The sequence below is a fragment of the Ilumatobacter fluminis genome (assembly GCF_004364865.1).
In the GTDB taxonomy this organism is placed as follows: Bacteria; Actinomycetota; Acidimicrobiia; order Acidimicrobiales; family Ilumatobacteraceae; genus Ilumatobacter; species Ilumatobacter fluminis.
Genome location: NZ_SOAU01000001.1, coordinates 727716 through 748356, shown reverse-complemented (window position 1 = coordinate 748356; position 20641 = coordinate 727716). Strand labels below are relative to the sequence as shown.

Here is a 20641-nt window from a genome sequence, read left to right as displayed (position 1 = left end):
GTTCAGGCGCAACAGCCGCTGACGTCGCTGCTCGAACCACCACCCGAACCGCCACTCGATCCGGGGGTGTCCGCGTGGGCGACGACGAGGTTCTCGAGCTGATCGTCGTGGTCGGCCTGCTTGACGTACCACTCCCAACGACCACCCCACGGGTCGGTGACCCAGGTCTCCACCTTCTCGGCGAAGCAGCAGATCGTGTCGTCGATGCCGGTCGTGGCGAGTCCGGCCTCCGCGAGGCGGGCCTCGGCGGCGACCACCTCGTCGGACGAGGCGGTCTCGACACCGAGGTGGTTGATCGACCCGGGCGCCTCGTCGGGGCGCTCGAACACGACGAGCTTGAGCGGCGGCTCGGCGACCTCCCAGTTGGCGTAGCCCGGCTTCACCTTGGCAGGCCGGGCGGAGAACATGGCCGAGTAGAACTCGATCGCCTGATCGAGATCGGGGACGTTCAGGGCGAGCTGGAGACGCATGGTGGAGATCCTTTCGAGGTCGACCGCACCGGGCGTTTCGGGCGGCGCGACGTCACATTGATGATGATCGATACGATAGCAATACGCATCGAGATCTGTCAATATGTTTCTCGTGGACGAGATCGAAGCCTGCTGTGTCCTGACGACACCACTCGACGAGGACGAGGCCGATCGACTGGCGCATCAGCTCAAGGCCCTCGCCGACCCGGTCCGCCTGCGCATCGTGTCGATGGTCGCCACCTCGAACACCGGCGATGTGTGCGCCTGCGACTTCCCCTCGATCCTCGACCGTTCACAACCGACGATCAGTCACCACCTCCGCCAGCTCGTGACGGCCGGGATTCTCGAACGCGAGCAGCGCGGCAAGTGGGCGTGGTTCTCCCTCGTCCCGGGCGCCCTCGACGGCATCCGGGCTGCGCTCGGCGAAGGCGCCGACCGCTCCCCCGCCGACGCCTGACCCGGCCGAGCCCGATCCGAGGTGCCACAGTGGGCGGGTGAGTGAATCCGGGCCGATCGAGTACGGAGACGAATTGCGCGCCACATGGGCGTCACGACTCGACTCCCACGAACGCACCACGGTCGAGCTCGACGGTCGCAAGCACGCCGCCGTCGCGATCGTGCTCGTCGACTCCGACGCCGAACTCCACGACGGCGACCCCGTGTTCGCCGAGGGCCCCGATCCCGACTGGGATCCGACCGGCACCGTCCCCGGCGACACGACCGGGCTCGACGGACGGATGGAGGGCGTCGCCGGCGGTGCCGCCTTTCTCCTGTGCCGGCGGACGTCACGCCTGAACAAGCACGCCGGCCAGTGGGCGCTACCCGGCGGCCGCCTCGACCCGGGCGAGACCGCTCTCGACGCGGCGTTGCGCGAGGTCGACGAGGAGATCGGGCTGCGACTCGGCTCTGACAGCGTCGTCGGCTGGCTCGACGACTACCCGACCCGGTCGGGCTACGTCATCAGTCCGGTCGTCCTGTGGGGCGGAGCCGACCCCGACCTGCGGCCATCCCCCGACGAGGTGCTCGCCCTGTATCGGATCGGCGTCCACGCCCTCCGAGACGGCGAACCCCGGCAGGTCGCCATCCCCGAGAGCGACCGCCCGGTCATCCAGCTCCCGCTCGGCAGCGATCTGATTCATGCCCCCACGGGTGCCGTGCTCTACCAGTTCCGCCAGGTCGCCGTGCTCGACCGACCCAACACCCGGGTCGACCACCTCGAACAACCCGTCTTCGCCTGGGGCTGATCGCCCCGACGGAAAGCGTGTCGGAGACGTTACGTCGGTCCCGGCGAAACGTCTCCGACCCCATCGGTGGGTGGGCTAGGTTCGATGCACATGATCGCCATGCTCCGTGACACCGGGTACAACGTCGTCCTGTTCCTCCACATCGTGTCGATCATCGTGGCGATGGCCGGCGCGGTCGCCCATCCGCTCATGCTCAACATGGAACGCAACCGTCCCGACGGCGACATCGCGGCGTTGGCACAGCGAATGGAGACGCCGTCGCGGATCTACTCGATCGCCTACGTCGTCGCCGGCATCATCGGCTTCGGCCTCGTCTCGATGGGCGACTGGCCGTGGAGCGACGCCTGGATCTGGATCAGCATCCTGCTCTGGGTCGCGTCGACCGGCATCCTGCACGGCGCGCTGATCCCGGCGGAGAAGGCGCTCGCTCAGGGCGACGAAGCCGCCTGGTCGAAAGTCGACATGTTCGGCAAGATCATCACGGTCATGATCGTCGTGATCCTGATCATGATGACCGTGAAGCCGGGCGGCAGCGCCCTCTGAGCCGTCAGGTCGGCAGGTCGCCGTGGACCACGGCATCGCCGACCGTTTCCCACGAGCCGTCGCGGCGCACGATCGCACTGCCGGTCGGGAGTTCGACCAGCGGCGTGTTCGCCAGTTCGCGGGCACGGGTGAGCTGACCGGGTGACCACCCGTCGATCTCGGTCATCAGCGCGACGCCCGAGATCAGGCCGAGCCCGATCGTGAAGGCTCCGCCACGACGGTCGGTCATCGGATCGCACAGCGCCGACGCGCTCGGGCCGGTCGCGATGAGCGTGCCGCCACGCTCGAGGAGCCGTTCGATCGCCGCGAAGACCGGCGTGTTCTTGATCGCGCTGCGCAGATGGATCGCCGAGTCGCCGGCGAGGAACACGGCAGCGGCGCCGTCGATCACGGCGGCGGCGTCGTCGCCGGCGTCGGGACGGGTGATCACCATCAGCGGCTCCACCTCGACGCCGATCCGGTCGCCCCACACGCGAGCAGTCTCGACCAGATCGGCCGGCTGCTCGAACGCATCGGCGGTCGGCAACATCACCACCCGGTCGATCCCGTCGAGGAGCTGACGGTCGAGGTCGTCGTTGGCGACGAACGGGTCGCCGCCTTGCAGTGCGATCACTCCGGGCATGGCCGCATGGTAGAGCGTCGACGGGTCGGGCACGCGTTCCGACTTGGCACGGGTTACCCGCGGGTAACTACGGTGTGCTCATGGCAGACATCTTCGAAGTGGGCGTGGTCGGATCGGGAATCATGGGGGCCGGGCTGGCCGAGGTCGCCGCCCGGGCCGGACACCACGTGGTCGTCCGATCCCGCACCCTCGAGGGCGCCGAAGCAGTCCGCGACAAGCTGGTCAAGGGCTTCGACAAGCAGATCGCCAAGGAGCGTATGACCGCCGACGAGCGCGACGAGATCATGAGCCGGGTTCGGGTCACCGATCACCTGGGCCAGCTGGCCGACTGCGACCTCGTCATCGAGAGCATCGTCGAAGACCTCGAGACCAAGAAGACCCTGTTCGCCGAACTCGAGCAGATCGTCAAGCCGTCGGGCATCCTCGCGACGAACACCTCCACCCTGCCGGTCGTCGAACTCGCCATGGCCACCCAGCGCCCCGACAAGGTGTGCGGCATCCACTTCTTCAACCCGGCACCGGTCATGTCGCTGGTCGAGATCATCAAGCCCGTCACGGCGAGCGACGACACCATCGCAACGGCGACCGCATTCGCCTCGACCTGCGGCAAGGACCCGGTGCAGGTCCAAGACCGAGCCGGCTTCATCGTGAACGCCTTGCTGTTCCCGTACCTCAACAACGCCATCCGGATGATGGAGTTCGGCACGGCATCGCGCGACGACATCGACGCTGCGATGAAGGGCGGCTGTGGCTTCCCGATGGGCCCGTTCGCCCTGCTCGACCTCGTCGGGCTCGACACCTCGCTCGCCATCCTCGATGCCCTGTACGAGGAGTTCCGCGACCCGAACTACGCCGCCGTCCCGCTGCTGCGCCGGATGGTCGCTGCCGGCCAGCTCGGACGCAAGTCCGGCAGCGGCTTCTACGACTACTCCTGACGAGCGGCGACCGCCGTGCGAGGATGGTGGCGTGAGCGAGCGGACGAGCCCCTGGACCGGCGCGCCGCTCGTCTCGCCCGTCGAACCGCCGCCGTCGCGCTGGTCGATGCCCACGAGCGGCCCGATCGACGACAGCGACATCGTGGCGATCGGCGCCGACCTCGAACCGGGCACCTTGCTGTCCGCGTATCGGCAGGGGCTGTTCCCGATGCCGTTCGATCGACGCCGCATCGCCTGGTTCTCACCCGACCCGCGCGGCGTGATCCCGCTCGACGGGCTGCACGTCTCGCGGTCGCTCCGCAAGAGTGTCCGACGGTTCGCGGTGGCGATGGACACCCGGTTCACCGACGTGATGCAGGCGTGCGGCGATCCGAAGCGGCCGGGCAGCTGGATCAACAAGGCGTTCGTCGACGCCTATACCCGGCTCCACGAACTCGGGTGGGCACACTCGATCGAGATCTACGACGACGCCGGCGAACTGGTCGGGGGCCTGTACGGGGTGCGGATCGGCCGCCTGTTCGCGGGCGAGTCGATGTTCCACACGGCGACCGATGCGTCGAAGGTCGCCCTCGTGCACACCGTCGACTGGCTGAACGAGACCCAGGCGACCTTGTTCGACGTCCAATGGACGACCCCACACCTGATCAGCCTCGGCGCCGTCGACATGCCGAGAACCGAGTACCTACGCCATCTCGCCAACGCCGTGTGAGCGAGCGGTGCCGCGCATCGCAGCCGACCGCGAGCGCCAGCGAGGACGGCTGCACGGAGGGAGCGGGCGAAGCGCAGCGGAGCCCAGTCCCGACCATCAGAATTGATCCGACGCTGGTGGGCCGCCACCCACCAGCGTCGAAATCGGGCCGACCGTTTGTCCCAGGTGCCGGAGGAGCTGTTCCAACCACGAGGTTCGTGTACCGGCTGTTCGGTCGGACATGCTTGGTATCGGCGACCCCGGCACCCCACTTGAGTGAAACCTGACGATTCCGTCCTGACGAGGAGTTCAGCGATGAGCGAGCAACCCACCCGAGACCGTCCCTGGATGATGCGGACGTACTCCGGTCATTCCACGGCCGCAGCTTCCAACGCGCTGTACCGCACCAACCTGGCCAAGGGACAGACCGGTCTGTCGATCGCGTTCGATCTGCCGACCCAGACCGGGTACGACCCCGACTCGGAGATGGCGCGCGGCGAGGTGGGCAAGGTCGGCGTGCCGGTCGCCCATCTCGGCCACATGCGCACCCTGCTCGACGGCATCCCGCCGGGCGAGATGAACACGTCGATGACGATCAACGCGTCGGCGTCGTGGCTGCTGGCGCTCTACGTGGCCAACGCCGAAGAGCAGGGCGTCGCGTCGGTCGATCTGCGTGGCACCACCCAGAACGACATCGTCAAGGAGTACCTGTCGCGCGGCACGTACATCTTCCCGCCGGTCCCGTCTCGTCGCCTGATCGTCGACATGATCGCCTGGTGCTCACAGCACGCACCCAAGTGGAACCCGATGAACGTGTGCTCGTACCACCTGCAGGAGGCGGGTGCGACGCCGGTGCAGGAGATCGCCTACTCGATGGCCACGGCGATCGACGTGCTCGACGCGGTCCGCGAGAGCGGCCAGGTGTCCGACGACGACTTCGGCCAGGTGTTCGGATCGATCTCGTTCTTCGTCAACGCCGGCATCCGCTTCGTGGAGGAGATCTGCAAGCTGCGGGCGATGACCGAGATGTGGGACCGGATCGGCGCGGAGCGCTACGGCGTCACCGACCCGAAGGCGCGCCGGTTCCGGTACGGCGTACAGGTCAACTCGCTCGGCCTCACCGAAGCCCAGCCCGAGAACAACGTCCAGCGCATCGTGCTCGAGATGCTCGGCGTGTCGCTGTCGAAGCGGGCTCGCGCCCGTTCGATCCAGCTCCCGGCCTGGAACGAGGCCCTCGGCCTGCCGACACCGTGGGATCAGCAGTGGTCGCTGCGCATGCAGCAGGTGCTGGCGTTCGAGACCGACCTGCTCGAGCACGGCGACATCTTCGACGGCTCCCACGTCATGGAAGCCAAGACGACCGAACTCCGCGACGCCGCCCAGGCCGAACTCGACGACGTGCTCTCGCTCGGCGGCGCGTTCGAGGCGGTCGACACGCTCAAGTCTCGTCTCGTCGCCTCGATGGCCGACCGCACGCGTCGGATCGAGAGCGGTGACCAGACCGTGGTCGGCGTGAACGCCTACACCGAGACCGCCGACGGGCCGCTCGGTGGCAGCGAGGCCATCCTCACCGTCGACCCGGCGGTCGGCGAGGAGATGATCGCCGACGTGACGGCGTGGCGCTCCGACCGCGACCAGTCGGCGGTCGACGCTGCACTCGCCGAGCTCGCTCGTGTCGCCCACTCCGACGAGAACATCATGCCGGCGACGATCGCCCTGGCGAAGGCCGGCGGAACCACCGGTGAGTGGGGATCGGTCATGCGGGAGGCGTTCGGGGAGTACCGGGCACCGACCGGCGTCGGCGGCGCGCTGGGTCGGGTCACCGGCAAGCTCGCCGAAGTGGCGGGACGTGTGCGCGACCTCGACGGCGGGCCGCCACGCCTCCTCGTCGCCAAGCCGGGCCTCGACGGCCACTCGAACGGCGCCGAACAGATCGCCGTCGCCGCACGTGACGCCGGCATGGAGGTCATCTACTCCGGCATCCGACTCACGATCGATCAGATCGTGGCGTCGGCACGCGACGAGGATCCGGACGTGATCGGGGTGTCGATCCTGTCGGGCTCGCACATGGAGCTCCTCCCCGACCTGGTCGGCAAGCTCCGCGCCGAAGGCGTCGAGTCGGCGGTGGTCGCCGGCGGCATCATCCCGGAGGCCGACCGTCAGCCCCTGGTCGACGCCGGCATCGCCGCGGTCTACACCCCGAAGGACTTCGAACTCGCCACGATCATGTCCGACATCGTCGATCTGACGGTGCGACACCGCACCTGACCGTTCGCAGGACCAATGGGGTCGGATACGTTTCGTCGCAGACCGTCGTCGTCGCCGGCTCTGCGACGACGAAACGTATCCGACCCCATCGTCGTTTCGGGGTTCGGGTGACGGGGTAGTCATTCGGGGTCATGACCACACTCTCGTTCGATCGGGCGACCGAACTCGTCTTCGGTGAGGGGGCCGACCGGGTCTGCAAGGACATCCCGGAAGCCGCCTGCCACGAGCAACCTCGCAACCTCGGCGTCCATCTCGCCAGCCTCAGCGCCACCAAGACCGGCGACGGCCTGCTCGACCCCAAGCTCGTGCTGGCCTGGCTCCTCGGCGCGCTGTCGGCGCCGGCGGCCGCGATCGGTGCGATCGTCCCGGTTCGCGAGGCCATGGCGCTCCTCCCCCAGCTCTTCATCGCCGGCTCGATCCGCGAGCTGCCTCGACGCAAGTGGGTCTGGGCCGGCGCCTCGCTCGCCCAGGGTCTGGTCGTCCTCGCGATCGCACTGGTGGCGTTCACGCTCGACGGTGCCGCCGCCGGGTGGTCGATCGTCGGCCTGGTCGTCCTGTTCGGCGTCGCTCGGAGCGCTGCGTCGGTGAGCTACAAGGACGTGCTGGGCAAGACCGTGTCGAAGTCTCGGCGCGGCACCGTGACCGGCACCGCCACGTCACTGTCGGCCGCCGCCGTGCTCGCCTTCGGCGTGCTGCTGTGGGCCGAGATCATCCCGCTCACCACGACCGCGATCGCGACGGTGCTGGTCGTGGCCGGCGCCTGCTGGATCTTCGCCGGGCTGCTCTTCTCGTTCGTGCGTGAGGACGAGGGAGCGACCGAAGGCGGTCGCAACGGCATCGGGGTCGCGCTCGGCAACCTGACGCTGCTGTGGGAGGACGCCCAGCTCGGGCGGTTCGTCGCCACCCGGTCCCTCCTTACGGTCACCGCGGTCGCCCCGCCGTACGTGTTGGCGCTGGCGCGGGAGGGCGACAGCAGCGGCCTCGGTGTCCTCGGACCGTTCGTGATCGCCTCGTCGATCGCCACGATCGTCGGCGGGCGACTGTGGGGACGGCTGTCCGATCGGTCGTCACGGCTGGTGCTGGTAGGCGCCGCTGCTGCGTCGACGCTGCTGTTCGTCACCGCCACGACCGGCTCCGCGGCGGGCTGGCTCGAGAGTGCCTGGCTCGCGTCGGGGCTGCTGTTCCTCGTCGTGCTGGCCTACCAGGGCGTCCGACTCGGCCGCTCGACGCACCTCGTCGACATGGCGAGCGAGGACGAGCGGGCGATCTACACCGCCGTCTCGAACACCGTGGTCGGCATCGTGATCCTGGCGACGAGCGCGTTCGGTGTGCTGTCGAGCACGATCGGCCTGTCGTGGCTGTTCGTGGTGTTCGCCGTCATGTCGGCCGCAGCCGCCGCCGTCGCCTGGACCCTCGACGAGGTCCAGTAAGAGCGAAGCGTCAGACGTCGGCGGTGGCGCGCTGGGCGTCGATCCAGGTCTCGAGGGCTGGGCCCGATTCGAAGCTGGTGATCAGCGCGTAGCGCGGGGCGTCGCCGTTGTGGACGACGACGTGCCACAGCCGCTGGGTGTCGACGACGAAGCGGGCGCCCTTGTTCAGCGGCACGCGACGTTCGGTCGCCGGGTCGGGCAGACCGTTCTCGTCGTTGTCCATCAACAACATGTAACTGTCGGGGTTGTCGGTCAGCTCGACCCACGACCGCACGACCCAGCCCTCACCGTCGGGGTTGAACCGGTTGTTGTCGTCGCGGTGGATGGAGCGGATCGCGGTCTCACGATCTTGGGGCTCGAGCTTGATGATGCGGACCCGACCGAAGTTGGCGCCCACGGCGTCGACGTACTCGCGAAGCGTCGGGGCGATCTCGGCGTTCGACGTCCAGAGCGCGTCCTTGTCGGTCTTGCCCTTGTCCCAGAAGCCGCGGCAGTCGAGCTCGCCGTCGGCCGAGGCGATCGGCGCGAAGTTGGTGTCGCCACCCGACTTCCAGTCCATGTACTCGAGTGACTCCCACTCGGACGCGGGCACCTCGACGGGCATCGGGCCCAGTTCGACGACGCCGGTCTCGTCGAGCACCGGCATGCGGTAGTGGTCGGTCTGGAGCGGGATCTTCACGCTCCAGTGTTCGGGCGTCGGCCAGAAACTCATGCGCACCAGTCTACGAACGCTCCGCCGCCCGCACAGGGCACTTCGTCACTCGAGGCGAACGGGGTCGGATACGTTTCGTCGCACGTCCCGCCGTCTGTCGGGCTCGTGGTCGACGAAACGTATCCGACCCCAACGACCGGCCCTCGGTCAGGGGGCGTCGGTGGAGTCCGGTGGCAGGGTGGGGCGCGTGGTGTCGACCCGGATGTTGGGGATCTCGAGTTCCTGGCCCGGCTGGATCTCACCGTCGGCGCCCAGACGGTTCAGTTCGATGATCATCGCCGCCGTGACCTGGTAGCTCTTGGCGATCTCGTTCACGTTGTCGCCGGGCTGCACGATGTAGATGATGCCGCGCGGGTCGATCGTCGTCGTGGTGGTCGACGTCGACGTCGTGGTGCGGATCGGCGGCAGTGTCTCGATCGCGCTCGACGCCTCGCTGCCACACGAGGCGGCGACGAGAGCGGCTGAGACGACGAGGCTGGGAACGATGACGAGGCGGCGCATGGCAGATGTCACTCCGCACGAGGCGGGTCGGGTCCGAAAGATCGTACGCCGTCCACCTACGCTCCACCACGTGACCCCCGAGTTCCCTGGTGCACGGACACCCGATCGCGAGTACACCATCGACGCGAAAGGCGTGGGTATCGCCATCCACGAATGGGGTGACGCCGACGCTCCGCCGCTGATGATGGCGCACGGCGGCTTCGACTTCGCCCGCACCTTCGACGTCTTCGCGCCAATCTTCGCCGACGCCGGCTGGCGCGTCGTCAGCTGGGACCATCGCGGTCACGGCGACAGCGCCCACACCCACCTCTACTCGTGGGAGGCCGACCTGCGCGACGCCTCCGCCGTGTTCGACCACGCGGCCGGCCGACGCGCCGTGCCGGCGATCGGGCACTCCAAAGGCGGGGCACTCTGCCTCAACCTGGCCGACGCCGCCCCGTTCCGCTTCCGCAAGATCGTCAACATCGACGGCATGCCGTCTCGCCGACCGGTTCCCGACGTCGCCGAGCACGAGCGGACCAAGATGCTGACCGGTGAGATCACGACGTGGCTCGACCATCGTGCGACGACGGCGACCGCCGAGCGCAAGCCGGGCACCGTCGACGAGTTGGCCGAGCGGCGGCGGCGCATGAACCCGCGCCTGCGACCCGACTGGCTCCGCTACCTCGTGTCGGTCGGGGCGTTCGAGTCGAACGACGGGTGGCGTTGGAAGCTCGACCCGTCGATCCGCTTCGGAGGGTTCGGCCCCTGGCGACCCGAGTGGGCGCTGCCGAAGATGGCCTCGCTCGGCGTGCCGTTCTACGGATTGCTGGTCGAGCACTCGGAGCCGATGGGGTGGGACACGACGATCGACGACGTCACCCCGTACCTTCCCGACGGCGGTCACGTCGAGGAGATCAAGGGCGTCGGGCACTTCGCCCACATCGAACAGCCGCAGGCGACGGCCGCCCGCATCATGGAGTTCCTGGGAGCCCCGGCATGAGCACCACCTTCCTCACCCACAACAAGGTCGAGTTGGCGCTGCACACCCTGCGCGCCGCGGACGGACCGAACCTGCTGCTGCTGCACGGCCTCGGCGAGGCCTCTCCCGACGCCGTCCCCCGGTTCGCACAGTGCTGGCCCGGCGCCGTGCACGCCCTCGACTTCACCGGCCACGGTGCGAGCGGACTCCCGATCGGTGGCGGCTACACCGCCGAAATGCTGCTCGCCGACGCCGACATGGCGGTCCGCGAACTGGGCCAGGTGACCGTGGTCGGTCGAGGTCTCGGTGCATACATCGGGCTCCTCATCGGTGGCGCCCGAGCGGCGGCCGTCCGTGGCGTCGTGCTGTCGGACGGCCCGGGCATGTCGGGCGGACCGACGTCGCCGACCTCACAGCCGGTGGTCACGGCCGACGCGGTCGACTCGACCCCCGATCCCTATGCGATCCTCGAACTCGGTCGCGACCTTCGCCCGCCCGACTACGCCACGACGTTCGTGCGTCTGGCCAACGAGGGTTCCGGGCTCGACGAGCCGATCACCGTGACCGCGAAGTTCCGCCCTCGCTGGCTCCGGGCCGTCGTCGACGAGCCCGGCGTGCGCGAGATGTCGTCGCTCACCGACGCCCTGGCCCGCTACGCCTGACCCGGCCCGGCTCGCCCCGACGAAGGCGTGAACAGTGTGCGCATCAGGTGCGCACACTGTTCACGCCTTCGTCCGGTCCGGGGATGGGTTCGAAGCGGGCGAAGAGGGATTCGGTGAACATGCGGTTGGCGGCTGCGGCGCGCATCGCCGCGGCGTGATCCGACCACTCGGTCATCGCCCGTCGGGCGGCTCCGTCGTCGTCCCACACCGCCACCGTGCCGAGCCGGACGATCGGAACCTCGCCGAACCCCACGGCTCGGCGCAGCCCGGCGACGGCGTCCAGCGATCCCGTCACCGAACGGCTGTGGCGGAGGAACGACGGCAACGCGCCGAGCCGGATCGCCGCTCGGGTCACCGTCACGACCGGACCACCGATGCCTCGCGCCGGTTCGATCTCGTCGAGGATCGGCTCGCCCGCCCATCGACCGTGCCCCTCGATCAGCCGGAGGCGAACGTGCCACGACGCCTCGGCGGTCGTCCACCGGGCCGCCACCGGGTTCTCGTCGAGGAACCGGTCGAGCGCTGCTTCGTTGCGCCACACGGCGAACAGCGCTCGTCGGTCGGGCTGGAACGACATCGCCATCCGACCGTCACGACCGGCGCCGAGCGACCGGGCGTGGAGCAAGCCGGGAGTGCGTGCCAGTGCACGACGGTCGAGCCCGATCCGGGCCAGAGCGGCGGGGGCGCGCCGGAGGCCGACGTCGACGAGATGGAACGACGCGATCGCCACATCGGCCATGCTGGCACCCGTGCGCACCAGGCTCATCGTCGCGACGGCAGCGGGCTACCTCCTGGGCTCTGTGCCCGTCGCACGCACGATCGCGAGGCGCCACGGCATCGACGACCTCCGCGACGTCGGCGACCGCAACCCGGGCGCCTGGAACACGATGGAGCTGCTCGGGACATCGGCCGCGCTGCCCGTGTTCGTCGGCGACACCGCCAAGGGGGTGGCCGCCGCCGGACTCGGCCGTGCAATCGTCGGCGGTTGGTGGGCACCGTACGTCACGGGAGGCGCCGCACTGGTCGGTCACGCCTACCCGTTCACCGACGGGTTCCGAGGTGGTCGGAGCGTGCTGACGTTCGTCGGCACCGGACTGGTCGCGTCGCCGCGCGCCGCGGCCGTGAGCGTTGCCGTCGCGACGGCGGTGTGGGCGGGCACTCGTCGCTTCGACGTCGCCGCCCGCGCCGGCGTCGCCTCGTTCCCGGTCGTGCAGCTCGCAGCCGAGGGGCCTCGACGAACCGCGGCGACCGGCGTCCTCATGACGTTCGTCGGGTTCCGCTTCGCCCTGGCGGCACTCGAGGGACGGCCCACCGACGACCGCGCCAGCTGATATGGCGACGGAACGCCGACGCAGCGACGGTGCCGATCGCGACCGGGTCGGCGATCGGAGACATCCAGACAGCCGGCCCTGCCGGGCGGTAGGCGCGTCCGACCCCGAGCGCCGCCCCCCATCGAGCGGCGAGCAACGCGATGTCGAGTGCGTCACCACGGCCGAGCACGAGCCGAGCGAGCGGCAACGGCATCACCGCTGCGAGCGCGACGAGATCGAGCACCGATCGCCATCTCGGCTCGATACCGGGCAACCCGATCGATCGGCCCCACCCGCGCCACACCTCACCGAACGAGGCGAACTCGATCTCGGCGTCGCCGTCGACCATCGCGACGTGGCGCCCCACCGACGCGAGGTGCCTTGCGAGCGCGACGTCCTCGGTGACGTGATCGGCGACAGCGCTCCACCCGTCGGACTCGGCGAGCAGCGTCCGCCTGGCCGCGAGCACCTGGCCGTTCGCCATCTCACGACCGGGCGAGAGCCCACCCGGCCCACCGGTGCGACACACGAGCGTCACCAGCATCGAGGCGTGCAGCCAACGAGCCACCGGCGGTGCCACGACGCGGGTGGCCACCGTGAGGAGATCGGCGCCGAGCTCCTCCGCCGCTGCGACCGCTGCCGTCGGCGTGTCGGCGGCCGGACGCACGTCGGCGTCGAGGTGCACGATCCACGAACCGTTGGCCGCTTCCACACCACGCTGCAGGGCCCACGTCTTGCCCGCCCAACCCGCGGGCCGATCGCCGGCCTCCACCACGGTCGCACCCGAGCGGCGGGCGAGCGCAGCGGTGCCGTCGGTCGACCCGTCGTCGACGACGACGACCTCGTACCGCTCACCGAGTGCGACGAGGAGCGGCTCGAGACGGTCGGCCTCGTCGCGAGCGGGGACGACGACCGTGATGTCGTCGCGAGCCGCCGTGGGCCGCGCGTCCGGCCGGTGGGCGAGCGCCGCCCGGGCGACGTGCGGGCCGACCCAGGCGGCAGCCGCGAGGCGGAGCACCGTCGACGGCGCAGGTCGTCTCATCCGACGAGGTCGGCGACGATGCGGGCACCGGTCGCGACGAGCGGCAATCCCCCGCCCGGGTGCGTCGAACCGCCGACGAGGAACAGCCCGTCGACCGGCCCCACGTTGGCCGGGCGCCGGAACGCGGCGGTGCGCCCGTTCGACGAGGTGCCGTAAATCGCCCCGCCAGGCGCCCGATACCGGGCATCGATGTCGGCGGGCAGCAGGGTTCGGGTGAAGTCGATCCGCTCACGCAGGTCGATGCCGCGTTCGGCGACCCGGTTGAGGACGGCCGCGGACATCAGCTTCCGATCGATGCCCATCTCGGCCGGCACGTTCACCAGGAACACCCAGTTCTCGCCGTCGCGGGGAGCCATCGACGAGTCGGTCACCGACGAGACGCACGCGTAGATCGTCGGATCGGTGGCGAGGCGCCCTTTCGCCAGGTCCGCGAACTCCTGCTCGTCGTCGAGCGAGAAGAACACGTTGTGATGGGCGATGCCCTCCGAGTGGCCGCGGACCGCGGCGCACATCACGAAGGCACTCATCGATCGGCCCAACTTGGTGATCCGCTTCCGTCGACGGGAGTCAGGGAGCAGATCGGTGTACAGGTGCTCCGCATCGACGTCGCTGATCACGATGTCAGCGGGTTCGCTCCCGCCGTCGGCGAGATCGACGCCGGACACCGATCCGCGTGCCGTGGTGACGCGGCCGACGTCGACCCCGAGCCGGATGTCGACCCCGAGCCGTCGAGCGGTCGTGGCGAGTCGTTCGGCCAGGACGGAGATCCCGCCGTGGAGGTGCCAGCAGCCGTACTCCTGCTCGATGTGGAAGATGCACGAGAGGGTGCCGGGCGCCTGGTACGGCGACGAGCCGGAGTACGTCGCGTAGCGGCCCACCAGTTGGTGCAGGCGCGGATCGTCGAAGTAGGCGCGAGCCAACCGGTTGAGGGTCCGCTTGCCTTCGACGCGGTCGAGATCGAGCGGGTTCTTCGAACGTTTGACGAGCGACCACGGCGAGTCGACCGTGCCCGCGAGGAAGGTGCGTTCGGCGACCTCCCAGATCTGCTGGGCGTGGTACTCGAAGTCCATCCACGCATCGCCGTCGTCGGGCGCGAGTGACTCCACCCGGTCGAGGAGTCGTTCACGCTCGTTCGGGACGTCGAGTGACGATCCGTCCGGCCAGCGGTAGTGGAACTGCGGATCGAGGCGGGTCATCTCGACCTGCGCTGCGAGCGACGAGCCGGTCAGTCGGAACACCTCGTCGAACAGGTGCGGCATCGTGAACAGCGTCGGGCCGAGATCGAACGTGTAGCCCTGCTCGCTCAGTGCGCTGAGCTTGCCACCGACCATCGGGTTCCGTTCGAGGATCGTGACGTCGTGTCCCGCCGTCTGCAGCCGGATCGCTGCGCACAACCCGCCGACACCGGCGCCGATCACCACCACCTTCATCGCAACCGATCCTGCCACACCAGCATCAACCGACAATGGGAGACTTCGCCGATGGGGTACGACGCGAAGGCGAAACTGCACCGCTACCTGCAGGTGGGGCGCGAGGCGATGCTGTGGAAGCTCGACGGACTGTCCGAGTACGACATCCGACGACCGCTCACACCGACCGGCACCAACCTGCTCGGTCTGGTGAAGCACCTGGCGAGCGTCGAGTACGACTACTTCGGCGTGACCTTCGGGCGCCCCCACGACGAGCCGCTCCCGTGGATGGCCGACGACAGCGAACCGAACGCCGACATGTACGCAGCGGTCGACGAGTCGCGCGACGACATCCTCGACCTGTACCGACGAGCCAACGCCCACGCCGACGCCACGATCGACGCGCTCGATCTGGACAGCGAAGGTCACGTTCCCTGGTGGCCCGACGACGTCAATCCGGTGACCCTGCACTGGATCCTCGTGCACATGGCGACCGAGACCCATCGACACGCCGGACACGCCGATGTCGTTCGCGAGCTGATCGACGGCGAGGTCGGGTACCGACCGGCAGCACCGAATCTTCCCGACGGCGGCGCCGACTGGTGGGCCGGCTACGTCGCCCGGGTCGAAGCGACCGCTCGCGCCGCCGGCGAACGCTGAACGCAGCCGAACGACCCTGCTCCGCAGCGGCATCGTCGTCTACCATCACAGAGGTGGCGACCGCAGACGGCTCGCACTCGGGTCCGAACGACCACACCGACCCGCTCACCGAGAGCTGGATGACACGCGCCATTCTCGACCAGCTCCCGGTGGCGCTCTGGGTCAAGGATCTCGCCGGGCGCTACCTCGGCTGCAACCAGCGGTTCGCCAGCGCGTTCGGCAAACCCGAATCGGAGATCGTCGGCATGCACGACGCCGAATATCACGACGAGTCCACCGCAGCGGCATACGACCGCCAAGATCGTCTCGCCTTCTCGTCCGGCATGCCCGTCACGTTCGAAGAAGACGTCACCGACACGACCACCGGCAGGCAGATGCGGTGGGAGACGACGAAGATGCTCGTCCGCGACGCCGACGGCGAGCCATTCGCGATTCTCGGTGTCGGGTTCGACATCACCGATCGTGACGCCGTCCAGAACCAGCTCATCGCTCAGACCGAACGGTTCGAAGCTGCCGAACGACTGGCCAGCTTCGGCAGCTTCGACGAGGACGTCCGGACCGGCGTCAGCGAGTGGACTCCCGGCATGTACCGGATCTTCGGGGTCGACCCGGAGCTCGGTCGGTCCGGTATCGAGGAGGCCCTCGAGAAGATCCACCCCGACGACCGTGCGACGGTGTCGAACGTCGTCAACACGTCGTACCGCACCGGCGAGCCGTTCACGATCGAGCATCGGATCCTGGTCGACGGAGACGTCCGACACGTCGAGGCCCGCAGTGAGTACGACCGCGACGAGCACGGTCAGGTGATCCGGGCATTCGGCACGACGCACGACATCACCGACCGCGTCCGCTCCGAACAGCGCGCCGAGAGCTTCGCTCGCCTCATGGACCGAGCCTCCGACGCGATCTGCATCGTCGACGCAGGTTCGGGCGACGTCATCGACGTCAACGACAAGGCAGTCGCGCACTTCGGTACCCCTCGAACCGAGATGCTCCAGCTCAAGGCGTGGGACATCGTCGAGGAGCTGACGCCGAGCTGGTGGCAGGACCAGGTCGGTTCGGGTCGGGTTCCGTCGATCCTCGAGTGCACGCTGTTGCGCAGCGACGGCAGCGCGGTGCCGGCCGAGGTGACGATGGAGCTGATCGACGGCGTGCGCCCGGTCGTCATCGCCGCGGCACGAGACATCACCGACCGAGTCGAGCGCGAGCGCGCCGCCCGAGAAGCGGCCGATCAGTACCACGGGCTGATCGACGGCACGATCGATGGCTTCGCGCTGCTCGACCTGACCGCCACGATCGTCGACGTCAACGATCGCTACTGCGAACTCACCGGGTGGTCGCGAGACGAGCTCATCGGGCGTCGGATCGACGAACTCGACGCCAACAGCGACCCGGCCGACGTCGCCCGCCGGGCCGCCCGGATCGCCGTCAAGGGTGGCGAGGTGTTCGAGACCGAACAGTGGCACGCCGACGGCACCACCTGGCCGTCGGAGGTCTCCATCACCTACTCGCCTGCGAGCGGCGGACGATTCTTCGTCTTCGTCCGAGACCTCACCGATACCCGGCTCGCCGCGCAACGATGGAGCACCCTGCTCGCCGGCTCCGTCGACGGCATCGTCCGTGTCGACCGTGCGGGCATCATCGTCGAGGCGAACGATGCCTACGCTGCACTGGTCGGGCTGTCTCCCGACGACGTCATCGGCCGCTCCGTCGCCGACCTCGACGCCGACACGGAGCATGACGAGCTCGGCCCGATTCTCGATTTGATCGCAGCAACCGGGAGCCACCGGCGCGACTCCAGGCTTCGACGATCGGACGGCGTGATGATCCCTGTCGAGCTGGCCATCACGTACAGCCCGGCAGAGGGGGGTCAGTTCTTCGCTTTTGCGCGTGACGTGACCGAACGACGTGAGGCCGAACGACGGATCGAGCGACTCGCCTACACCGATGCGCTCACCGACCTCCCCAATCGCACCCGGTTCTCCCAGCTCCTCCGAGAGGCCCAGACACGAGCGGACGGTGGCGTCGTCGCCGTGTGCTACCTCGACCTCGACGGCTTCAAGCAGGTGAACGACCGATTCGGACACGAGGCGGGTGACGTGCTCCTGGTGCAGCTCGGCGAGCGCCTCCGGAGGTGGCAGCGCAGGAGCGACGTCGTCGCCCGCATCGGCGGTGACGAGTTCGTGGTCCTGCTCACCGGTGCGTCGTCGCCGGCCGAGGTCGAGCTCGAGGCACAGCGGTTGGTCGACGTCGCCGCCGAACCGTTCGTCGTCGAAGGCCACCGGTTCCACCTCGGTGCGACGGTGGGTGTCACGATCTACCCCGACGACGACGGTGACGAGGATGCCTTGCTGCGACACGCCGACCAGGCGATGTACCGGGCGAAGGAGGCAGGAAAGAACACCTTCGTGGTGTACGACCCAGTGGCGAAGACCGATGTCACTCGACAGCGCGCTGCCATCGCCGAACTCGAGTCCGCCGTTCGCGACGACGAGCTCGTGCTCCACTACCAACCGAAGATCGAACTCGAGACCGGCCGCGTCGTGGGTGTCGAGGCACTCGTACGGTGGCAGCACACCGAGCGGGGCTTGCTCGCCCCCGGGGTGTTCCTCCCGCTCGCCGAGGGCAGCCCGCTCGAGTTCGAGCTCGGCGAATGGGTCGTGCGCACCGCGCTCCGGCAGCTCGCTGCCTGGAGGGCGAACGGCCTCGATCTGACCGTCGCCGTCAACATCTCGCCCCGGCACATCGCCCGGCCCGAGTTCGCCGACTTCCTGACCACGGAGCTGGGGAGGCACCCCGACGGGCTCGCTGCGAGCCTCGAGCTCGAGATCCTCGAGGCCAGTGCCGAAGGCCGGCTCGACACGGTCGCTGCCTTGATGCGGCGCATCGAACGACTCGGTGTGCGGTTCTCGCTCGACGACTTCGGCACCGGGTACTCGTCGCTGACGTACTTCAACCAGCTCCCGATCTCGACGCTGAAGATCGATCAGGGATTCGTCCGCGATCTGTTCGCCAGCCCCAACAGCCTCGACATCGTCGAGGGGGTCATCGACCTCGCGAAGGCGATCCGGCGCCCCGTCGTGGCGGAGGGCGTCGAGACATTCGAGGTCGGATTGATGTTGCGCCGTCTCGGCTGCCAGTACGCGCAGGGGTTCGGGATCGCCCGCCCGATGCCCGCCGACGAGATCGCCCCGTGGGTGACTGCCTTCGCGTCGGCCCCCGACTGGCACGACCTGTCGAGAAACGATCTCGTGCTCAGCCCGTTCGGCGACCTCGACGTCGTGAAGACGATGCACGAACGATGGAGTAGTTCGATCCTGGCAGCCGTCGCCGCCCGAGACCGGACGGCTCCTGCTCCGCCGGAGGCCTTCCAGCAGTGGCTCGCTGCGCCGGGAGCCCGCCGCTACTCGGGGTTCGGATCGTTTACCGACCTCCGAGCGCACCACCAACACCTCCAAGCACGGGCCGAACAGCTGCTCGAAGCGGAACGGCCGCAGCCCGACGCCGAGTCGATCGTCGCATTCACGTCGACCGCCGCGCTGGTGTCGGAGACGATCGCACGCCTGGCACGCGAGGCCCGTCACCAGCTCGACTGATCAGCGCACCGCCCGGCGAACTGCTGCCCCGGCGGTGACCGGCAGCATGCCGAAACCGCCCGCCACGGCGACCAGCGGATCTCGCCAGAACGTCGAGAACGCCACGGTCTCGAGCACGCCGAGCGCACCGTAGGTCATCCTGTGCGCGTCGTCGTCGGACGACGCGCCCGTCACCTCCAACGCCGCCGACACACCCGCCGCGACGAGGAACCATCCGGCGAAGTTGCGCAGCGGGATCCCGCGATATCGGCCACCGTCGGCCCATCGCCAGGAGCCTTCGGCGGTCATCTGCGGATCGAGGAACAGATCCCACGCCGTCATGGCGGCCGCACCGACGCCGACGCGTGCCAGCGGCGTCGACCGTGTTCCGAGCGCTCGATGGGCGACCGTTCGGGCAGGGATCAGCACGGCGTACCAGGCGAGCGGCACGAGGAGCGGCACGCCACCGACGAGCGGGCGCAAGCGATCGGTGTAGGTGTAGTGGCCGAACGGGCGACCGGTGCGCGTCCCCACGACCTCGGCCGCCAGCGTCGCCGCTGCGACGGCCGTTGCGGTCGCCGTCGCCGGTCGGTCGCCACGACGTCGACGTTCGATCGACCAGGTGCGCGTCGCACCCGCCAACACGGTCGTCCAGGTGAGTGCGACGCGTCGCCGGCTCGCCACCGGGACGAACGGGGTGGCCAGCATCGCCGAGAGCGCCACGGCACCGGCAACCCGTTCGAGCGTGTTCGGCCTCACGATCGTCGGTACTGGCGAGCGGCGATGCGGAGCTTGCGACTCGTCGGCACCGAGATCCGGCCCGAGAACACGTCGTAGTCGGCGGCCACGATGCGGTCGAGGATCTCCCGATACGCCACGAGGGCCGTGGCGACGCACCGACGGCTTCGCGTCGGCAGCGACGCGAGTCCGGTCTCGGCGCCCTCGTACAGCGCCCGGCACCGGACGATCTCGAACCGCATCAGCGCGACGAACTCGTCGTCGACCACGCGACGGCCGAGGTCGACCCCGAACCGTTCGAGGTCGTCACGGGGAAGGTACCGGCGGCCGAGGTCGAGATCGGCGTCGACGTCGCGCAGGAAGTTCGTGAGCTGGAACGCCAACCCCAACTGTCGAGCCGGCTCGAACGCGGCGTCGACGTCGGTCGGCGCCAGGACGGGCAGCACCATCTCCCCCACGACGGCGGCGGAGCCGTCCATGTAGCCGAGCAGGTCGTCCCAGGTCTGGTACTCGAAGGTCGACAAGTCGGCGAGCATGGCGTCGAAGAACCGGTCGAACAGCGCGGCGTCGAGCGAGTACGCGTCGACGGTGCGGGCGGCTGCCGTGAGGACCGGGTCGTCCACCGCGACGCCGGTGAGCGCCCGTGCGAAGTCCCGACGGAACGCGGCGAGCGCAGACCGGCGCGCCTCGAGAGGTTCCAGGGTGTCGACGATGTCGTCGGCGCGACGGCACAGGGCGTACAGGGCGTGCACGTGGCGTCGTTGCTCGGCACCGAGCAACTGCGCAGCCCAGTAGTACGTGACCCCGTGTCGGCGGTTGACTCGTCGACACACGCGGTCGGCGTGGGCGATGGTCGAGGTCATCCCGTCAG

General features: G+C 69.0%; 21 protein-coding genes. 12 read left to right on the top strand and 9 right to left on the bottom strand.

Annotation, left to right across the window (positions count from 1 at the left end; genetic code table 11):
* Nucleotides 1-2: 2 nt before the first annotated feature.
* The gene (locus BDK89_RS03350) at nucleotides 3-470 is read right to left on the bottom strand and encodes an ArsI/CadI family heavy metal resistance metalloenzyme (protein WP_133867607.1); all 468 of its coding nucleotides are present in this window, start codon (nucleotides 468-470) and stop codon (nucleotides 3-5) included.
* 103 nt (nucleotides 471-573) lie between these two features.
* Here BDK89_RS03350 and BDK89_RS03345 point away from each other — a divergent pair, with 103 nt between their 5' ends.
* The 3 genes from BDK89_RS03345 (at nucleotide 574) to BDK89_RS03335 (ending at nucleotide 2257) form a co-directional block, all read left to right on the top strand.
* Nucleotides 574-927: an ArsR/SmtB family transcription factor gene (locus BDK89_RS03345; protein ID WP_133867606.1), complete on the top strand. Its 354-nt coding sequence runs from the start codon at nucleotides 574-576 to the stop codon at nucleotides 925-927.
* Nucleotides 928-964: 37 nt separating this feature from the next.
* Nucleotides 965-1714, top strand: a complete 750-nt coding sequence (locus tag BDK89_RS03340; RefSeq protein ID WP_208293950.1) for an NUDIX hydrolase — start codon at nucleotides 965-967, stop codon at nucleotides 1712-1714.
* 90 nt (nucleotides 1715-1804) lie between these two features.
* Nucleotides 1805-2257 carry a CopD family protein gene (locus BDK89_RS03335; RefSeq protein WP_166657349.1) on the top strand — a complete coding sequence of 151 codons (453 nt, stop codon included), beginning with the start codon at nucleotides 1805-1807 and terminating at the stop codon, nucleotides 2255-2257.
* Nucleotides 2258-2261: 4 nt separating this feature from the next.
* On the opposite strand, the gene BDK89_RS03330 is transcribed toward BDK89_RS03335, so the two are convergent.
* Complete coding sequence (locus BDK89_RS03330) at nucleotides 2262-2879, bottom strand: type 1 glutamine amidotransferase family protein (protein WP_133867604.1); 618 nt, start codon at nucleotides 2877-2879, stop codon at nucleotides 2262-2264.
* A gap of 80 nt (nucleotides 2880-2959) precedes the next feature.
* On the opposite strand from BDK89_RS03330, the gene BDK89_RS03325 reads away from it, so the two are divergent.
* From BDK89_RS03325 to BDK89_RS03310, 4 genes are all read left to right on the top strand, one after another.
* Nucleotides 2960-3814, top strand: a complete 855-nt coding sequence (locus tag BDK89_RS03325) for a 3-hydroxyacyl-CoA dehydrogenase family protein (protein WP_133867603.1) — start codon at nucleotides 2960-2962, stop codon at nucleotides 3812-3814.
* A 31-nt stretch (nucleotides 3815-3845) separates the two neighbouring features.
* Nucleotides 3846-4523, top strand: a complete 678-nt coding sequence (gene aat / locus BDK89_RS03320) for a leucyl/phenylalanyl-tRNA--protein transferase (protein WP_243839083.1) — start codon at nucleotides 3846-3848, stop codon at nucleotides 4521-4523.
* Nucleotides 4524-4817: 294 nt separating this feature from the next.
* A complete protein-coding gene (locus BDK89_RS03315; RefSeq protein WP_133867602.1) occupies nucleotides 4818-6770 on the top strand; it encodes a protein meaA in 1953 nt (650 codons plus the stop codon).
* A 131-nt stretch (nucleotides 6771-6901) separates the two neighbouring features.
* The gene (locus BDK89_RS03310; protein WP_133867601.1) at nucleotides 6902-8200 is read left to right on the top strand and encodes an MFS transporter; all 1299 of its coding nucleotides are present in this window, start codon (nucleotides 6902-6904) and stop codon (nucleotides 8198-8200) included.
* Nucleotides 8201-8210: 10 nt separating this feature from the next.
* On the opposite strand, the gene BDK89_RS03305 is transcribed toward BDK89_RS03310, so the two are convergent.
* Nucleotides 8211-8912, bottom strand: coding sequence for a hypothetical protein (locus BDK89_RS03305; RefSeq protein WP_243839082.1), 702 nt, complete (start codon nucleotides 8910-8912; stop codon nucleotides 8211-8213).
* A gap of 147 nt (nucleotides 8913-9059) precedes the next feature.
* Nucleotides 9060-9413, bottom strand: coding sequence for a LysM peptidoglycan-binding domain-containing protein (locus BDK89_RS22020; protein WP_208293949.1), 354 nt, complete (start codon nucleotides 9411-9413; stop codon nucleotides 9060-9062).
* A gap of 70 nt (nucleotides 9414-9483) precedes the next feature.
* On the opposite strand from BDK89_RS22020, the gene BDK89_RS03295 reads away from it, so the two are divergent.
* Complete coding sequence (locus tag BDK89_RS03295) at nucleotides 9484-10395, top strand: alpha/beta fold hydrolase (protein ID WP_243839081.1); 912 nt, start codon at nucleotides 9484-9486, stop codon at nucleotides 10393-10395.
* Complete coding sequence (locus BDK89_RS03290; RefSeq protein ID WP_208293947.1) at nucleotides 10392-11036, top strand: alpha/beta fold hydrolase; 645 nt, start codon at nucleotides 10392-10394, stop codon at nucleotides 11034-11036. The genes BDK89_RS03295 and BDK89_RS03290 overlap by 4 nt, the downstream gene beginning before the upstream one ends.
* A gap of 43 nt (nucleotides 11037-11079) precedes the next feature.
* On the opposite strand, the gene BDK89_RS03285 is transcribed toward BDK89_RS03290, so the two are convergent.
* On the bottom strand, nucleotides 11080-11802 hold the full coding sequence (locus tag BDK89_RS03285; RefSeq protein ID WP_166657260.1) for a spheroidene monooxygenase: 723 nt from the start codon (nucleotides 11800-11802) through the stop codon (nucleotides 11080-11082).
* On the opposite strand from BDK89_RS03285, the gene BDK89_RS03280 reads away from it, so the two are divergent.
* Entirely contained in the window at nucleotides 11786-12367 is a 582-nt protein-coding gene (locus BDK89_RS03280) for a glycerol-3-phosphate acyltransferase (RefSeq protein WP_208293946.1), read from the top strand. The two genes, BDK89_RS03285 and BDK89_RS03280, sit on opposite strands and share 17 nt — an antisense overlap.
* On the opposite strand, the gene BDK89_RS03275 is transcribed toward BDK89_RS03280, so the two are convergent.
* Nucleotides 12294-13388 (bottom strand): glycosyltransferase family 2 protein, encoded by a 1095-nt coding sequence (locus BDK89_RS03275; RefSeq protein ID WP_133867596.1) that lies wholly within the window; start codon nucleotides 13386-13388, stop codon nucleotides 12294-12296. The two genes, BDK89_RS03280 and BDK89_RS03275, sit on opposite strands and share 74 nt — an antisense overlap.
* Nucleotides 13385-14836, bottom strand: a complete 1452-nt coding sequence (locus tag BDK89_RS03270) for a phytoene desaturase family protein (RefSeq protein WP_279586767.1) — start codon at nucleotides 14834-14836, stop codon at nucleotides 13385-13387. The genes BDK89_RS03275 and BDK89_RS03270 overlap by 4 nt, the downstream gene beginning before the upstream one ends.
* A gap of 33 nt (nucleotides 14837-14869) precedes the next feature.
* Here BDK89_RS03270 and BDK89_RS03265 point away from each other — a divergent pair, with 33 nt between their 5' ends.
* Together BDK89_RS03265 and BDK89_RS03260 are read left to right on the top strand one after the other, a co-directional pair.
* Nucleotides 14870-15457, top strand: a complete 588-nt coding sequence (locus tag BDK89_RS03265; RefSeq protein ID WP_133867594.1) for a DinB family protein — start codon at nucleotides 14870-14872, stop codon at nucleotides 15455-15457.
* A gap of 53 nt (nucleotides 15458-15510) precedes the next feature.
* Complete coding sequence (locus tag BDK89_RS03260) at nucleotides 15511-19053, top strand: PAS domain S-box protein (RefSeq protein WP_133867593.1); 3543 nt, start codon at nucleotides 15511-15513, stop codon at nucleotides 19051-19053.
* Here the strand turns inward: BDK89_RS03260 and BDK89_RS03255 are convergent, their stop codons facing one another.
* The gene (locus BDK89_RS03255; RefSeq protein WP_133867592.1) at nucleotides 19054-19791 is read right to left on the bottom strand and encodes a carotenoid biosynthesis protein; all 738 of its coding nucleotides are present in this window, start codon (nucleotides 19789-19791) and stop codon (nucleotides 19054-19056) included.
* Nucleotides 19788-20633, bottom strand: a complete 846-nt coding sequence (locus BDK89_RS03250) for a phytoene/squalene synthase family protein (protein WP_133867591.1) — start codon at nucleotides 20631-20633, stop codon at nucleotides 19788-19790. Before BDK89_RS03250 ends, BDK89_RS03255 begins: the two co-directional genes overlap by 4 nt.
* Nucleotides 20634-20641: the final 8 nt, after the last annotated feature.

Excerpts from the sequence above, each read along its gene's own strand:
- BDK89_RS03350 (WP_133867607.1), bottom strand. The coding sequence starts at position 470 with ATGCGTCTCCAGCTCGCCCTGAACGTCCCCGATCTCGATCAGGCGATC.
- BDK89_RS03330 (WP_133867604.1), bottom strand. The coding sequence starts at position 2,879 with ATGCCCGGAGTGATCGCACTGCAAGGCGGCGACCCGTTCGTCGCCAAC.
- BDK89_RS03305 (WP_243839082.1), bottom strand. The coding sequence starts at position 8,912 with ATGAGTTTCTGGCCGACGCCCGAACACTGGAGCGTGAAGATCCCGCTC.
- BDK89_RS03315 (WP_133867602.1), top strand. The coding sequence starts at position 4,818 with ATGAGCGAGCAACCCACCCGAGACCGTCCCTGGATGATGCGGACGTAC.
- BDK89_RS03275 (WP_133867596.1), bottom strand. The coding sequence starts at position 13,388 with ATGAGACGACCTGCGCCGTCGACGGTGCTCCGCCTCGCGGCTGCCGCC.
- BDK89_RS22020 (WP_208293949.1), bottom strand. The coding sequence starts at position 9,413 with ATGCGCCGCCTCGTCATCGTTCCCAGCCTCGTCGTCTCAGCCGCTCTC.
- BDK89_RS03335 (WP_166657349.1), top strand. The coding sequence starts at position 1,805 with ATGATCGCCATGCTCCGTGACACCGGGTACAACGTCGTCCTGTTCCTC.
- BDK89_RS03290 (WP_208293947.1), top strand. The coding sequence starts at position 10,392 with ATGAGCACCACCTTCCTCACCCACAACAAGGTCGAGTTGGCGCTGCAC.
- BDK89_RS03250 (WP_133867591.1), bottom strand. The coding sequence starts at position 20,633 with ATGACCTCGACCATCGCCCACGCCGACCGCGTGTGTCGACGAGTCAAC.
- BDK89_RS03285 (WP_166657260.1), bottom strand. The coding sequence starts at position 11,802 with ATGAGCCTGGTGCGCACGGGTGCCAGCATGGCCGATGTGGCGATCGCG.
- BDK89_RS03310 (WP_133867601.1), top strand. The coding sequence starts at position 6,902 with ATGACCACACTCTCGTTCGATCGGGCGACCGAACTCGTCTTCGGTGAG.
- BDK89_RS03325 (WP_133867603.1), top strand. The coding sequence starts at position 2,960 with ATGGCAGACATCTTCGAAGTGGGCGTGGTCGGATCGGGAATCATGGGG.
- BDK89_RS03345 (WP_133867606.1), top strand. The coding sequence starts at position 574 with ATGTTTCTCGTGGACGAGATCGAAGCCTGCTGTGTCCTGACGACACCA.
- BDK89_RS03265 (WP_133867594.1), top strand. The coding sequence starts at position 14,870 with ATGGGGTACGACGCGAAGGCGAAACTGCACCGCTACCTGCAGGTGGGG.